We start from the raw sequence: 14,594 nt of genomic DNA, 5'->3' as shown, positions 1-14,594 counted from the left end.
ATCCCACCGGATTGCGAGGACGCGGCTCGATACTGCGGAGATGCGTGGGAAGGAGTGCGCGATGTCCGAAGCCGAGTCCGTAACGGTACTGCTCGCGGCACCGCGTGCGTTCTGCGCCGGTGTCGAGCGTGCGATCGAGATCGTCGAGCGTGCGCTGGCCAGCCGGGGCAGCCCGGTGTACGTACGTAAACAGATCGTCCACAACGCGCACGTCGTCGCCGAGCTGGAGTCGCGCGGCGCCGTGTTCGTCGAGGAACTCGACGAGGTGCCCGTCGGCGCGACGGTGGTGTTCTCGGCGCACGGGGTGTCGCCCGTGGTGCGCGCCGAGGCCGCCCGGCTGGGCCTGGAGGTGTTCGACGCGACGTGCCCGCTGGTGGCGAAGGTGCACTCGGAGGCCCGCCGGTACGCCGACCGGGGCGACACCGTCCTCCTCGTCGGGCACGCGGGGCACGAGGAGACCGAGGGCACCCTGGGCGAGGCGCCGGACCAGATGGTCCTCGTGCAGTCGCTCCAGGACGCGCACACGGTCGAGGTGTCCGACCCGGAGCGTGTGTCGTACCTGACCCAGACCACGCTCGCCGTCGACGAGACCGCCCAGGTGCTCGACGTGTTGCGCCAACGGTTCCCCGCCCTGCGCGGGCCGTCCTCGGCCGACATCTGCTACGCCTCGACCAACCGGCAGGCGGCGCTGCGTACGGTCGCCGAGGAGTCCGACCTCGTGCTCGTGGTCGGCTCGACCAACTCGGCGAACACGCAACGGCTCGTCGAGCTGGCCCGCCGCACCGGCCGCCCGGCCCACCTCATCGAGGACGCGGCGCAGATCCTGCCGGAGTGGTTGGCGGGGGTCACCACGGTCGGGGTCACCGCCGGCGCGTCCGCCCCGCCGCGCCTGGTCTCGGGCGTCATCGAGGCGTTGCGGGCGCGCGGGCCGGTGACGGTGGTGGAGCGCGAGGTCGCCCGCGAGACGATCGAGTTCACCATGCCGGGCGCGGTGCGCTCCCTCTGACACCGGGGCGCCCGCCGGACCACCGCTGCGGGGTGGTCCGGCGGGCGCTGCAAGGGTCGACTACGCGGAGGCCTGGTACGTCGACTGCATCTTGTGCGAGAACCACTCGCCGACGGTCACCCGGTCGAGCCCGGCCTCGGCGCTCTCCTGCGCCAGCGGACGCATGGGCTCGATGGTGGTGTCGTGGTTGGGCAGGTAGAAGAAGGGGATGGAGACGCGGGAGGGCGCGTCCGTCCCCTCCGGGTTGACCACCCGGTGCACGGTCGACGCCCACCGGCCGCCGGTCCAGAAGGCCATCAGGTCACCGATGTTCACCACGAAGCTGCCGGGGACGGCGGGCACGTCGATCCAGTCGTCGTCGTCCCGGCGTACCTGGAGGCCGGCCAGTTCGTCCTCCACGTAGAGCACCGTGAGGCTGCCCCAGTCGGTGTGCATCTCCCGCCGCAGCACGTCGTCGTCCGGCGCCGGGTAGTAGTAGTTGGCGATGATCAGCGACACGTGCTCGTCGAACTTGCTGTCGAAGAAGTCCTCCGGCAGCCCGAGCGCGATCGCGAACAGCCGCATGATGTCCGCCGACAGGTCGGTCATGGCGGCGATGTACTCGTGCCAGACCGCCTTGAAGTCGTCGTCCGGCCAGATGTTCGCCGCCTTCCAGGTGGCCGGGTGCGTACCGAGCCGGGCACGCTCCTCGTCGCTCAGGTCGCCCGTCACGTGCGCGGCGAACGCCTCGTACGGGCCGCCCGGGCGGCGCAGCCCCGACACCCCGGAGCCGCGGTTCGCGCTCCGGTCCTTCTCCTGCTCCGGCTGGGTGAAGAAGGCCTTCGTGGTGGCGTACATGCGGTTCACCAGGTCCTGGGGTACGCCGTGCCCCACGACGGTGAAGAAGCCCGAACCCTCGCACGCCTTGCCGACGGCTGCCGCGACGGCCGCGCGTCCCTCGGCGGTCGTGCGGCCCGACAGGTCGATCGTCGGTACGAAATCCTGGACCACAACGGGTTCCACAACTGCCCGCCTCTCTCGCGACGTCAATACATTGATGGAAGCAATCGCAAGTCACCCATCGGGAAGTGCCCGTTGTCCCGCTCCCCCCACGTGCGGGTAATTGCTCGGCGCACCTGACGGTAAGGCAATGTTGAGACCGGCATACATTCATGTGCACGATTGTGTTGTGGCGTACGAGGATGAGCAGTTGACGCAGCCGGTCGGGCCGCTCGCCGATGCGGGCCGCCCGCTTTCCGAAGATGTCGTCAGCCGGCTCGTCGCCGGCCCGTCGGAGGCCGCTCTCCGGCGCCCCCCGGAGCGGGCCACCGATCCGGACGCAGCCGTGGTGGACCCGGCCGTACGCGTGCTCGTCGCCGCCGCCGAGGGGAACCGCCTGCTGCTGACCGCCCTGACCGAGGGGATCCACGCCGAGGGCGTCACGGACGGGCCCGGGCGGGCGCGGACGCCGGGGCGGATCCAGGAGGTGGTCCGGGCCACGCTGCGCGGCGCGCCGACCGGGTCCTGGCAGCTGCTGCGGGTGGCCGCCGTGCTCGGCCGGTCCTGCCGGCTCACGGAGCTGGCGGCGATGACCGGCCGGAACACCGCCCAGATGCTGCCGGACCTCGACGCGCTCCTCGACGCCGGATTGCTGCACTGGGTGGGCGACGACCTCACCTTCCGGTACGAGCTGGTGTGGTGGGCGGTGCTCGACGCGCTGCCGCCCGCGGTGCGGCAGGCACTCCGCGCCGACCGTGACCGCCTGCGCCGGCGGCGGGCCGTGACCGGTGCGCCCCGCGCCGCCGACCCGTCCGCGGAGCCCGTGGCCCCCGCCGACCTGCGGCGCAGGATCGGCCTGCGCTCCGCGGCCGTCGTCAGGGAACACGGCCAGGACACCGGCGGCGCGTGGGAGTCGTTCAGCGGCGTCGAGCGGGCCATCGCGCGACTCGTCGCCGAGGGCATGACCAACCGGCAGATCGCCACCCGGGTGCGGCTGTCGCCGCACACCGTCAACTACCACCTGCGCGGCCTGTTCCGCCGGCTGGGCATCTCCTCGCGGGCGGAACTCGTCCGCCACGTGCCGGTCTCCTCGGCGGCGTAGGGCCGTCCGAACCCTCCGGACCATATCCGTCACGTCGCATTTTCCGGTGCCTTCGAAGCCGAATTCGGCGAAGGGTGGACCGCGTCCCGAAGACTACTCTCATGAGTAGTGTCCATTCCGGACCGTGCTCATTCTGGTAGTCGGGGGAACCGCCGCGAGGCAGTAGTGTCGCCCGTATCGAAATTCGTTGGTTCAGCGGCAGGTAAATCCACGGGTACGACCGTGCTCACACCCGAGGGAAAACATGATCATCCGTACGCAACCGCGTGTCCACGAACTCATCGCCGCCCGCGCGGCGTCGCAGCCCGACCGGACCGCGGTCGTGCAGGGCGACGCGTGCATCAGTTACGCGGAGCTGGAGCGCCGGGCCAACCGCCTGGCCCGCCACCTCGTCGACCAGGGTGTCGGCGCGGACTCCGTGGTCATGGTCCACCTGGAACGCTCCATCGACGCCATCGTCGGCCTGCTCGCCAGCTGGAAGGCGGGCGGGGCCTACCTGCCCGTGGACCCGGGGCTGCCGGACAGCCGCGTCGAGGCGTTCGTGAAGGAGACCGACTGCACCACCGTGGTCACCCACGAGCGGGACGTGGCGCGCTTCGCCGGCCTGCCGGTCCGGGCGCTCACGGCGAGCGTCGCCGACGGACCCGCCACCGCCCCGGCCGTGACGGTGGGCGGTGGGGACGCCGCCTACGTCATCTACACGTCGGGCTCCACCGGTACGCCGAAGGGCGTCGTGGTGAACCACGAATCGCTGAGCTACCTGTGCGGGGAGCTGGCCGGCCGCTACGGCGTCACCCCCGACGACCGGGTGTTGCAGTTCGGCGCGCTCCCCTTCGACACCTCCATCGAACAGATCACGGTCGCGCTGCTCGGCGGCGCGACGCTCGTGCTGCCCGACGTGGGCTGGGCGCCCAGCGAGCTGCCGGAGCGGCTGCGGTACCACGGCATCACCGTGATGGACCTGACCCCGGCGTACTGGCGCCGCTTCCTCGCCGAGGTCGGCGCGGAGGCCGGGGACCTGCCCGTCCGGCTGGTGATCGTGGGCGGCGAGTCGGTCAACGCGGAGGACTGCCGTACGGCGCTGGCGCTGATGCCCGGAGTGCGGCTGGTCAACGCCTACGGGCTCACGGAGACCACGATCACCTCCTGCCTGATGGAGCTGACCGCCGACGTGCTGCCCGACCGGGGCCCCGCGCCGGTCGGCAGGCCGCTGCCCGGCACCGTCGTGTACGTCCTCGACGAGCAGGGCCGACCGGCCGCCCCCGGCGAGCGCGGTGAGATCCACATCGGCGGTCGGGGCGTGGCACGCGGATACCTGACCGAGGACGACGCGGGGCGCTTCCGCCCCGACCCGTTCGCGTCCGAGCCCGGCGCGCGGATGTACCGCACCGGCGACCTGGGCGCCTGGACCACCGATGGCAACCTCGAGGTGGTCGGGCGCATCGACCGGCAGGTGAAGATCCGTGGCTTCCGGGTGGAGCCCGGCGAGATCGAGGCGACCCTCGCGGCACACGACGGCGTCGACACGGTCGCCGTCACCACGTACGAGCACGACGGCCAGCGGCGCCTGGTGGCGTACCACACCGGCCCACGACCCCTGGACGTCGCGGAGCTGCGCGAGTTCGTCGGCCGCTATCTGCCCCGCTACATGGTGCCGACGGCGTTCGTCGCCCTCGACGAGCTGCCGTTGAAGGCGAACGGCAAGGTCGACCTGGCCGCGCTGCCCTCGCCGCACACCACGGCGGTCGTCGCGGAGAGCGTGGACGACGCGCCCGTCGACCTGGTGGAGCGCGGCGTGGCCCGGCTCTGGGGGCAGGTGCTCGGCGTGCCCCGGGTGCTGCCCGACGACAACTTCTTCGCGCAGGGCGGCAACTCGATCCTCGCCGCCGAGCTGCTCGCGAAGATCCGTGGCTCCTTCGGGGTGCTCATCACCCAGGTACGCCCGCTGATCCGCCTTCTGCTGGAGGACGCGACGCCGCGCGGCCTGGCCCGGGCGGTACGCGAGGCGCGGGCCGGCACGCTCGCCGGCGACGACACGCGCAAGCGGGTGGACTTCGCCGCCGAGACGGAGCTGGACGTGGAGATCCGGCGCGACGTGCCCGACGAGCCGCGCTGGCGGGACCCCCGCCACGTGTTCCTCACGGGCGCCACCGGCTTCCTCGGCATCTACCTGCTGCGGGAGCTGCTGGACAGCACGGACGCCGTGGTGCACTGCCTCGTGCGCGCCGACGGCCCGGAGCAGGGACTGGCCCGCATCCAGGCCAACGCGCGACACTACTTCGGCGAGGACCTCGCCGGTCACCAGGCGACGGGTCGGATCGTCGCCGTCCCCGGCGACCTCGCGGCACCCGGGCTCGGCCTCTCCGAGGCGGCGTTCGACGAGCTGGCGCGTACGGTCGACGTCATCCACCACCCCGGCGGAACCGTCAACTTCATCTACCCGTACTCGCACATGCGGCCGGCGAACGTGGACGGCACCCGCGAGATCATCCGGATGGCCGCCCGGCACCGCAACGTCCCGATCCACTACACCTCGACCATGGCCGTCGTGGCGGGCTTCGGCACCGCCGGCGTCCGGCACGTCGACGAGGACACCCCGCTGGCGTACGCCGACCACCTCTCCGTCGGGTACGTGGAGAGCAAGTGGGTGGCCGAGGCGCTGCTGCACCGGGCGGCGGAGCAGGGGCTGCCGGTGGCGATCTACCGGGCCGCCGACATCTCCGGCGACCGGGTCAACGGCGCGTGGAACATCGCCACCGAGATGTGCGCGATGAAGAAGTTCGTGGTGGACACCGGCACCGCCCCGGTCGCGGAGCTGCCGCTGGACTACACGCCGGTCGACGTCTTCGCCGCGGCGGTCGCGCACATCGCCCGGGCGTCCCGGCCCGCCGGCGAGGTCTACCACCTCACCAACCCGGGGAAGGTCAACATCTCGGTGCTGGTCGAGCGCCTGCGGGCGCACGGGCACGACATCCGCGAGGTGCCGTGGGCCGAGTGGCTCGACGAGATGGTGCGGGTCGCGGTGGAGCAGCCCGACCATCCGATGACCCCCTTCGCGCCGCTGTTCATCGACCGCTGCGCGACCGGCCAGATGAGCGTCGCGGAGATGTACCTGGAGACGACGTTCCCGGTCTTCTCCCGCACCAACGTGGAGCAGGCGCTGCGCGGCAGCGGCATCGAGATCCCGACGGTGGACGCCGGGATGCTCGACCGCTACATCGGCTACCTGACCCGCACCGAGTTCCTGCGGGCCGCGTGATGGGCTGGGAGACGCTCGACCTCATCGACGCCCCCGCCGACGGGCCGGTCGCGTTCGGCGACGACCTGTCCGCGCCGGCGCTGCTGGACGCGTACCGGCACGGGCTGTTCCCGTTCCCGGCCGACACCGAGGAACGGAAGATCGTCAGCGAGTTCACCTACGAGGCGGACGTCGCGGCCGGCCGGATCGCGGTCCTCGCCGGCAGCGGCGACCCGTACGCCGTGGCCTGGTGCTCGCCGGACCCGCGTCCCGTCATCCACGTCGACCGGGCCCGGATCCAGCGCAGCCTGCGGCGGCAGCTGCGCAACAAGGTCGAGTGGACGACGACGCTCGACGCCTGCTTCGACCGGGTGGTGCAGCACTGCCGCGCCGGCCGCGAGCCCCGGTGGCTGACCGACCGGCTCGTGTCGACGCTGCGCGAGCTGCACGCGGCCGGGTACGCCCACAGCGTCGAGGTGTGGGAGGGCGACGAGCTGGTCGGCGGCACGTTCGGCGTACGGGTGGGCGGCGTGTTCAGCGCCGACTCCCAGTTCGCCCTGCGCAGCGGCGCCGCGAAGGTGGCGGTCGCGTGCCTGGTGCGGCGCGTCGCGGACAGCGGCGGCGTGGCGGTCGACGTCCAGCACGACGGCGACCACGCGAAGCTCATCGGTGCGGTCGCGGTGCCCCGTGGCGAATACCTGGCGCTGCTGCGCAAGCACGCCGACGACAACTGCGCCATGTTCGCGGACCCGCTGCCCGCGCGCAGCCTGGCCGCCTGAGGCGACGGAGGTGACCACGATGCGGGTGCTGACGCTCGCCGAGCGACCGGACCTGCGGGACGGGATGCTCCAGATGGAGGCGTCCTGGCCCGACTACATCCCGCCCGAGCCGATGGTGGTCGGCTGGGCCCTCGACCGGTACCCGGAACACCAGCTCGTCGTGCTCGACGCCGACGACACGGTGATCGCCCGCGCGGCCAGCGTGCCGTTCGCCTGGGACGGCGACGCGGCGAGCCTGCCCGACACCGGCTGGGACGCGGTGCTGGGGTTGAGCATGCTCGACACCGCCGCCGGGCGCGAGCTCACCGCCCTGTGCGCGCTGGAGATAGCCGTGGTGCCGGGCATGCAGGCCCGGAACATGTCGGGGCGCATCCTGGCGGCGGTCAAGGACAACGCCCGCCGGCACGGCCTCCGCGACGTGGTGGGGCCGGTCCGGCCCAGCGGCAAGCACGCCGAGCCGCACGCGCCGATGACGGGGTACGCCGCCCGGACCCGCGACGACGGGCTGCCGGTCGACCCGTGGCTGCGCGTCCACGCCCGGGCGGGCGGGCAGATCCTCCAGGTCTGCCCGGCCTCCATGACGATCTCCGGCAGCCTCGCGCAGTGGCGCGCCTGGACCGGGCTGCCGTTCGACACCAGCGGACCGGTCGTCGTGCCGGGTGCCCTGACCCCGGTCGCGGTGAACGTCGACCACGACCACGCCGTCTACATCGAGCCCAACGTGTGGGTTCGACACCCTCTCGCGGAAAGGCATGACCGATGACCAGCACCGTTCCGGCCCCCCTGGCCTCCAAGATCCGCAACCGTGCCGCGCTGATCGAGATCATCGGCGGGTACATGGCCTCGCAGTCGCTCGCGCTCGCCGCCGAGCTGAAGCTCGCCGACCACATCCACGACGGCCGCGTCACGAGCGCGCAGCTCGCCGAGGCGACGGGCACCCACACGCCGTCGCTGCACCGGCTGCTGCGCACCCTCGCGGCCATCGGCCTGCTGACCGAGCCGACGCCGGGCGAGTTCCGGCTGACCGAGGTGGGCGAGCAGTTGCGCACCGACTCGCCGAACTCGCTGTGGGCGTTCACCCGGTTCTTCACCAATCCCGCGCTGTTCTCGTCCTGGCAGCAGGTGCGGCACACCATCGAGACCGGCGAGTGCGCCTTCGACCACGTGCACGGCCGGAACGCGTACGTGCACCTCGCCGAGCACCCCGAGCTGTCCGCGCTGTTCAACGTGGCGATGGGACAGGAGTCGAGGGCGTCCGCCCAGCTCGTCGCCGACGGGTACGACTACTCCGGCGTCCGTACCGTCGTGGACGTCGGCGGCGGGGACGGCACGCTGCTCGCCGCGATCCTCGGCACCCACCCGCACCTCGCGGGGGTGTGCTTCGACAGCGCCGCGGGCGTGGCCGAGGCCGCCGGTGTGCTCGCCGCCGCCGGGGTCTCCGAGCGCTGCGAGATCGTCGCGGGCGACTTCTTCGCGTCCGTGCCGGGCGGCGGCGACCTGTACATCATCAAGAGCGTCTTCCAGGACTGGAACGACGAGAAGGCCCGCGAGCTGCTGAGCACGGTACGCGCGCACATGCCCGCCCACGCGACCCTGCTGATCGTCGGATCGGTGCTGCCGGACACCGCGAACACCGACAACCCGGTGATGTTCTACACGGACATCAACATGCTGGTCACCGCCGGCGGCCGGGAGCGTACCGAGAGCGAGTTCCGGGCCCTGCTCGCCGGGACCGGCTTCACCGTCGAGTGGTGCGGGCACGGCGCCGCGGGCCCACTGTCGCTGATCAAGGCCGTGCCGGCGAGCTGACCGCCCCGTACGACGGACCACGTCCGCACCGCTGCGGCGGGCGGACGTGGCCCGTCCGCGTCCCGCACCAGAGCACCCGTCGACCGGGGAGGCAACGATGTCCAGACCGAGTTTCGGCAGCGAGCTGCTGCGCGGCAGGCTGCGGATCGACCTGCTCGACCCGCTGCCCGACGCCGGGATCGACGCCGACGCCGAGGCGTTCCTCGCGCGGCTGCGCGCGTTCTGCACGGACAAGGTGGACGGGCGGCTCATCGAGCGCGAGGACCGGATCCCCGACGAGGTGGTCGACGGCCTGCGCGACCTCGGCGCGTTCGCCATCAAGCTCCCCCGGGAGTACGGCGGGCTCGGCCTGTCGGGGGTCTGCTACCACCGCGCCCTGATGATCGTCAGCAGCGCGCACTCCTCGCTCGGTGAGCTGCTCGGCGCCCACCAGGCGATCGGCCTCATCCAGCCGTTGCGGCTGTTCGGCACCGACGCGCAGAGGCGCGAGCTGCTGCCGAGGTGCGTACGCGAGATCTCCGCCTTCGCCCTCACCGAGCCGGACATCGGCAACGACCCGTTCCGGATGCGGACCGCCGCCACCCCCACGGGCGACGGCGGCTACCGGCTCGACGGGGTGAAGCTGTGGACGACCAACGGCACCATCGCCCACCTGATCGTGGTGATGGCCCTGGTGCCGCCGTCGGAGAGCGGCCCGGGAGGCATGTCCGCGTTCGTGGTGGAGGCCGACGCGCCGGGGGTCACCGTCGAGCACCGCAGCTCCTTCCTGGGCCTGCGCGGGCTGGAGAACGGGGTCGTCCGGCTGCACGGGGTCCGGGTGCCCGAGAGCCGCCGGATCGGCCCGGAGGGGCAGGGGCTCCAGGTGGCGCTCGCCGCGCAGGACACCGGCCGGCTCTCGATGCCCGCCGTCTGCGCCGCCGCCGCCAAGTGGAGCCTGAAGATCGCCCGCGAGTGGTCGGGCGTCCGGGTGCAGTGGGACCGGCCGATCGGCGAGCACGAGGCGGTGGCGGGCAAGATCGCGTACATCGCGGCGACCGCCTTCGCCCTGGAGGCCATGGTCGAGGTGTCCGGCCGGCACGCCGACGCGGGCCTGCTGGACACGCACACGGAGGCCGAGCTGGCGAAGCTGTTCGCGTCGGAGCAGGCGTGGCGGATCGCCGACGAGCTGCTGCAGATCCGGGGCGGTCGCGGGTACGAGACGGCGGAGTCCGCCGCCGCCCGCGGTGAGCGCGGCGTCCCTGTCGAGCAGCTGTTCCGGGACCTGCGCGTCGGCCGGATCTTCGACGGCTCCAGCGAGGCGCTGCGGGTGTTCGTCGCCACCGACGCGCTGGCCGACGAGGCGGAGCCGGCCGAACGGCCCACGCCCGTCACGCCGCCGCCCGGCTTCGGCGACCTGGCCGGGCACCTGTCGTTCGTCGACGCGACGAGCGTCGAGCTGGCCCGGCACCTCGCCGACGGCCGGCGGCGGTGGGGCGAGGCGGTGGCCCAGCGGCAGTTGTTCCTGGGCCGCGTCGTGGACGTGGCCGCCGAGCTGTACGCGATGACCGCCGCCTGCGTGTACGCCAGGGCGCTCGGCGGTACGGCGACCGAGCTGGCCGACGCGTTCTGCCGCCAGTCCCGCCAGCGGGTGGCGGAGCTGCGCCGGCGGCTGCGGGACAACACCGACGGCGACGACGCCGTGCTCGCCCGGCGGGTGCTGGGCGGCAGCTTCACCTGGCTGGAGGAGGGCGTGCTCGACGCGTCCATCGAGGGGCCGTGGATCGCCGAGCCCGCACCGGGACCGGCGAGCGGCCCGAACCTGCACCGCACGATCAGGAGGTGACCATGGACGAGCACGTGGCAGAGCTGGTGGCACAGGGCAGGCGGTCGCTGGAGCTGGCGCCCAACCGGTTCCTGGAGCTGCTGGAGCGCGGTGAGGTGCCGGCCGACCGGCTGCGCGCCCTGGCCGGCGAGCTGCACCACCTGGTGTCCAGCGACCGGAGCAGCTTCGCGTTCCTGGCGGCCCGCTTCCCCGAGCCGCTGTTCCTGGGCATGGCGGGCGCCGAGGAGGAGGCGCTGGGGCTGCTGCCCGCCTTCGCCGCCGCGGTGGGGATGGGGGAGAAGGAGCTGCGGGCGTACGAGCCGAGGCCCCTGGCCCAGGCGTACCCCTCCTTCATCGTGCGGACCGCCGTGTTCGGGCCGCGCTCGGCGATCCCGCTGGCCCTGCTGGTCAACGTCGAGGAGTCGGGCGGCTTCTACGCCCGGATGGCCGACGCCCTCCAGAGCCGGTACGGCTTCTCCGACGAGGCGGTCGCGCACTTCCGCTACTTCGCCGAGACCCCGGACGAGGTGCTGGAGCAGGCGGCCGGGGTGGTGTCGAGGGGCCTGGCGGCGGGCGACGACGCGGTGGAGCTCCTGCGCGTGGCGCGGATGGTGCACGCCTACGAGGCGGTGTTCTGGGCGACGATGACCGAGTGACCCCGGGACCGGGGTGGACCCGCCCCACTCAGGGCAGGTCCACCTCGATCCGGCGGTCGATCCGGTCCTCGATCCAGGTGCTGGTGTCGACGAGCCACACGCGGTCCACCGTGACCTGGTAGACGCGGTGCTCCGCCGGCGGCAGCAGGGCCGACACCGGCAGCGTGTACTCCGCCCTGCTCGCCTCGTCCGGCAGCAGGGCGTCGTAGAACGTGGCGTGGTGTGCGCGTACCTCGTCGGCGGTCAGCTCCCGGCAGGTGCCGGTGAACTGGGCGCCGTCGACCTCGGTGAGCCCGCCGCCGGTGACGAAGAGCGCCCCGCTCACCGCCGGGCGGGCCGCCACGTGTCTGCTGTGCCGGGACTGCGTCGCGGAGCCGAACAGCAACCGCAGCGGGTCGGGCAGCCACGCGTACTGGAGCACGGACGTCCACGGCCGACGGTCGGGGGAGACGGTGGACAGGGACAGGTACTTCGCGTCGGCGAGGACGCGGTGCAGCCGGTCCGCGAGCGCCATCTCAGCGCCCGTACTCGTAGAAGCCCCGGCCGCACTTCTTGCCGAGCATGCCGCCGGCCACCATGCGGGCGAGCAGCGGCGGCGGCGAGTAGTGCGGCTCCCGGAACTCCCGGTAGAGCGACTCGCTGATCGCGGCCACGATGTCGAGCCCGATCAGGTCGACGAGGCGCAGCGGGCCCATCGGGTGCGCGCAGCCGAGCGTCATGGCCTTGTCGATGTCGGTCACCGTCGACATCCCGGACTCGACCATCCGGACGGCGGAGAGCAGGTACGGGATCAGCAACGCGTTCACCACGAAGCCCGCCCGGTCCTTGGCGCGGACCACCTGCTTGCCGAGCACGTCGGTGACGAACGCGTCGACCGTCTCGACGGTCCGCGCGTCGGTACGCACCGAGCCGACGACCTCCACGAGCGGGAGCACCGGCGCGGGGTTGAAGAAGTGGATGCCGACCACCCGCTCGGGTCTGGCGGTGACGCCGCCGAGCTTCACGATCGGCAGGGAGGACGTGTTGGAGCCGAGGATCGCGTCCTCGTCCTCGACGACCTTGTCGAGCGTGCCGAACAGGTCGAGTTTGATCGACTCCTGCTCCGACGCGGCCTCGATCACCAGCTGCCGGTCGGCGAAGTCCGCCAGGTCGGCGGTGAAGGACACCCGGGCCAGTGCCGCGTCCCTGTCCTCCTCGCTCAGCTTGCCCCGGCCCACCGCGCGGTCCAACGACGCGGTCAACCGGGCCCGGCCCGCCGCGAGGGAGGCCGGTCGCGACACCGCGACGAGCACGTCCGACCCGGCCCTCGCACACGTCTCGGCGATCCCGGCGCCCATGACTCCGCACCCGACGACGCCGACCCGACGAATCCTGTCCATGTTTCTGCCTCCGCACACGCGTTAACAAATGGGTTGCCGCGGAATTCGGTGAGTAGGGCGGGATCGCCGCTCCCTGACACGTGCCGTGGAAGGACGATAGGCTGGTCCACCGGTCCGACGCAATGATCAGCGCCTTTGTCCAGTCGAATTCGTGGCGGGTGCGAGAGGGCCGTTACCCGGCAGTTCCCGATCGACAGTTACCTTTTTTTGCGTTCCCACATCATCGTAGGAGGCGCACTATGGTCGACTTCAGCGCTGCCCCCACCGCCCAAATCGACAGTCGCGGCGGCAAGTGCCTGTACGCGCAGATTGACGAGTTCCGCGCGGCCGGCCCCGCGGTGGCCGTAGAGCTGCCGGAAGGCATGCTGGCCTGGTCGATCACCCGTGGCGACGTGGTCCGGCGCCTGCTGACCCACCCCGGGGTCTCGCGCAACGTCACGAAGAACGTGCCCAGCTACACCCCCGGCGAGATCAAGTGGTTGGCACCGTGGGTGGACGTCCAGTCCATGTCCACCGCGGAGGGCCGCGAGCACCAGCGCCTGCGGCAGATGGTGGCGCCGGCATTGACCCCGAAGCGGATCGACGCCATGCGTCCGCACGTGGAACTCGTCGCCCGACGGCTGCTCGACGAGCTGGCCACGCATCCGTCGGACGAGCCGGTCGACCTGCACACCACGTACTCCCAGCAGTTGCCGACCAGGGTGATCTGCGACCTGTTCGGGGTGCCGGACGACCTGCGGCCCGAGGTGCTGCGCATCCTGCGGGTGGTGCTCAACACCGACAAGGTGCCGGAGGAGGAGTCGGCCGCGGTCTACGTCGACATGAACGTCGCCATGCGTACGCTCATCGACCTCAAGCGCCGCGAGCCGTCCGACGACCTGACGAGCTTCCTGATGGCGGCCCGGGTGGAGGGCGAGGAGCCGCTCGCCGAGCAGGAGCTGGTCGACATGCTGCTGCTGCTCATCGGCGGCGGCAGCCAGACGACCGTGACGCTGATCGACCACACCGTCCGCGAGTTGCTCGCCCACCCGGACCAGCTGGCCACCCTCGTCGCCGACCCGGCCCGCTGGCCGGACGCGATCGAGGAGGCGCTGCGGGCGCACTGCCCGGTGGCGGCGCTCCCGATGCGCTGGGCGAAGGAGGACATCGACCTCGGCGAGGGCACCGTCATCCGGGCGGGCGACGCCATCCTCATCAGCTACCTGGCGCACGGCCGCGACCCGGCCGTGCACGAGAACCCGGAGGTGTTCGACATCGACCGGGACAACAAGGAGCACCTCGCGTTCGGGGCGGGCCCGCACTTCTGCCCCGGGGCCCGGCTGGCGCGGCTGGAGGCGGCCGTGGCGGTGCCGGCGCTGTTCGCGCGCTTCCCGCAGCTCGCGCTGGCCGTGTCGCCGGAGGAGATCGAGCCGCTGCGCTCGTTCATGGCGAACGACGTGGCGTCGCTGCCGGTGCTGCTGAACCACCGGTAGGCGCACCCCGCGCTGCCCGGCCCGGGATCGCGGGCCGGGCAGCAGCGGTGCGCGCAATTGTCGCTGCCGGGACCGCCGTCGGTGACAACAGGCGTAGTGGCGGTACGCGCAGCGGCAACAGGCGCGGCGACGACAAACGCAGTGACGAACAGGCGCAGTGGCTCCCGGACGGTCGGCGAGACCGTCGGGAGCCACTGCGCCTGATCGCGTTCGAATCCACTCACCGCCGGCCGCCACGACCGGTAGTCGAAGGAGCGGGCCCGCTCCCGGGGAACCGGTGGTTCAGCCGACCAGTACGGGTGTCTGGATTTTGGCGTCGTGTTCGAGGATGCGTTGTTGGAGTTGTTGGAGTTCGCGGCCGGGTTCGAGGCCGA

The 14,594-nt window shown here is 72.2% G+C and carries 12 protein-coding genes; 9 read left to right on the top strand and 3 right to left on the bottom strand.

The window, feature by feature from the left end; genetic code table 11:
* The first annotated feature begins 61 nt into the window (after window positions 1–61).
* Window positions 62–1,006 carry a 4-hydroxy-3-methylbut-2-enyl diphosphate reductase gene (gene ispH, locus ACGFIG_RS05440; RefSeq protein ID WP_392999505.1) on the top strand — a complete coding sequence of 315 codons (945 nt, stop codon included), beginning with the start codon at window positions 62–64 and terminating at the stop codon, window positions 1,004–1,006.
* A gap of 60 nt (window positions 1,007–1,066) precedes the next feature.
* Here ispH and ACGFIG_RS05435 read toward each other — a convergent pair whose 3' ends face one another.
* Window positions 1,067–2,008, bottom strand: a complete 942-nt coding sequence (locus ACGFIG_RS05435) for an isopenicillin N synthase family dioxygenase (RefSeq protein WP_392999503.1) — start codon at window positions 2,006–2,008, stop codon at window positions 1,067–1,069.
* 166 nt (window positions 2,009–2,174) lie between these two features.
* Here ACGFIG_RS05435 and ACGFIG_RS05430 point away from each other — a divergent pair, with 166 nt between their 5' ends.
* From ACGFIG_RS05430 to ACGFIG_RS05400, 7 genes are all read left to right on the top strand, one after another.
* The gene (locus tag ACGFIG_RS05430) at window positions 2,175–3,086 is read left to right on the top strand and encodes a LuxR C-terminal-related transcriptional regulator (protein ID WP_392999501.1); all 912 of its coding nucleotides are present in this window, start codon (window positions 2,175–2,177) and stop codon (window positions 3,084–3,086) included.
* 244 nt (window positions 3,087–3,330) lie between these two features.
* Window positions 3,331–6,345 carry an amino acid adenylation domain-containing protein gene (locus ACGFIG_RS05425; protein WP_392999499.1) on the top strand — a complete coding sequence of 1,005 codons (3,015 nt, stop codon included), beginning with the start codon at window positions 3,331–3,333 and terminating at the stop codon, window positions 6,343–6,345.
* Window positions 6,345–7,103: a leucyl/phenylalanyl-tRNA--protein transferase gene (locus tag ACGFIG_RS05420; RefSeq protein WP_392999497.1), complete on the top strand. Its 759-nt coding sequence runs from the start codon at window positions 6,345–6,347 to the stop codon at window positions 7,101–7,103. Before ACGFIG_RS05425 ends, ACGFIG_RS05420 begins: the two co-directional genes overlap by 1 nt.
* A gap of 19 nt (window positions 7,104–7,122) precedes the next feature.
* Window positions 7,123–7,866, top strand: a complete 744-nt coding sequence (locus ACGFIG_RS05415) for an N-acetyltransferase (protein ID WP_393001315.1) — start codon at window positions 7,123–7,125, stop codon at window positions 7,864–7,866.
* Window positions 7,863–8,912, top strand: coding sequence for a methyltransferase (locus ACGFIG_RS05410; RefSeq protein WP_392999495.1), 1,050 nt, complete (start codon window positions 7,863–7,865; stop codon window positions 8,910–8,912). The genes ACGFIG_RS05415 and ACGFIG_RS05410 overlap by 4 nt, the downstream gene beginning before the upstream one ends.
* A gap of 97 nt (window positions 8,913–9,009) precedes the next feature.
* Window positions 9,010–10,734, top strand: coding sequence for an acyl-CoA dehydrogenase family protein (locus tag ACGFIG_RS05405; protein ID WP_392999493.1), 1,725 nt, complete (start codon window positions 9,010–9,012; stop codon window positions 10,732–10,734).
* Between the two features lie 2 nt (window positions 10,735–10,736).
* A complete protein-coding gene (locus tag ACGFIG_RS05400; RefSeq protein ID WP_392999491.1) occupies window positions 10,737–11,369 on the top strand; it encodes a hypothetical protein in 633 nt (210 codons plus the stop codon).
* Between the two features lie 28 nt (window positions 11,370–11,397).
* Here ACGFIG_RS05400 and ACGFIG_RS05395 read toward each other — a convergent pair whose 3' ends face one another.
* Together ACGFIG_RS05395 and ACGFIG_RS05390 are read right to left on the bottom strand one after the other, a co-directional pair.
* Window positions 11,398–11,883: a pyridoxamine 5'-phosphate oxidase family protein gene (locus ACGFIG_RS05395; RefSeq protein ID WP_392999489.1), complete on the bottom strand. Its 486-nt coding sequence runs from the start codon at window positions 11,881–11,883 to the stop codon at window positions 11,398–11,400.
* A 1-nt stretch (window position 11,884) separates the two neighbouring features.
* Entirely contained in the window at window positions 11,885–12,748 is an 864-nt protein-coding gene (locus ACGFIG_RS05390; RefSeq protein ID WP_392999487.1) for a 3-hydroxybutyryl-CoA dehydrogenase, read from the bottom strand.
* Between the two features lie 239 nt (window positions 12,749–12,987).
* Here ACGFIG_RS05390 and ACGFIG_RS05385 point away from each other — a divergent pair, with 239 nt between their 5' ends.
* Entirely contained in the window at window positions 12,988–14,220 is a 1,233-nt protein-coding gene (locus tag ACGFIG_RS05385) for a cytochrome P450 (protein ID WP_392999485.1), read from the top strand.
* Window positions 14,221–14,594 lie beyond the last annotated feature (374 nt).

The organism is Micromonospora sp. NPDC049048, assembly GCF_043197615.1.
In the GTDB taxonomy this organism is placed as follows: Bacteria; Actinomycetota; Actinomycetes; order Mycobacteriales; family Micromonosporaceae; genus Micromonospora.
Note: the sequence above shows the minus strand (reverse complement) of the source record. Positions and strands in the feature narration are given on the sequence as shown.

Coding starts and splice junctions, on each gene's coding strand:
- ispH (WP_392999505.1), top strand. CDS start 62: ATGTCCGAAGCCGAGTCCGTAACGGTACTGCTCGCGGCACCGCGTGCG.
- ACGFIG_RS05425 (WP_392999499.1), top strand. CDS start 3,331: ATGATCATCCGTACGCAACCGCGTGTCCACGAACTCATCGCCGCCCGC.
- ACGFIG_RS05420 (WP_392999497.1), top strand. CDS start 6,345: ATGGGCTGGGAGACGCTCGACCTCATCGACGCCCCCGCCGACGGGCCG.
- ACGFIG_RS05415 (WP_393001315.1), top strand. CDS start 7,123: ATGCGGGTGCTGACGCTCGCCGAGCGACCGGACCTGCGGGACGGGATG.
- ACGFIG_RS05410 (WP_392999495.1), top strand. CDS start 7,863: ATGACCAGCACCGTTCCGGCCCCCCTGGCCTCCAAGATCCGCAACCGT.
- ACGFIG_RS05405 (WP_392999493.1), top strand. CDS start 9,010: ATGTCCAGACCGAGTTTCGGCAGCGAGCTGCTGCGCGGCAGGCTGCGG.
- ACGFIG_RS05400 (WP_392999491.1), top strand. CDS start 10,737: ATGGACGAGCACGTGGCAGAGCTGGTGGCACAGGGCAGGCGGTCGCTG.
- ACGFIG_RS05395 (WP_392999489.1), bottom strand. CDS start 11,883: ATGGCGCTCGCGGACCGGCTGCACCGCGTCCTCGCCGACGCGAAGTAC.
- ACGFIG_RS05390 (WP_392999487.1), bottom strand. CDS start 12,748: ATGGACAGGATTCGTCGGGTCGGCGTCGTCGGGTGCGGAGTCATGGGC.
- ACGFIG_RS05385 (WP_392999485.1), top strand. CDS start 12,988: ATGGTCGACTTCAGCGCTGCCCCCACCGCCCAAATCGACAGTCGCGGC.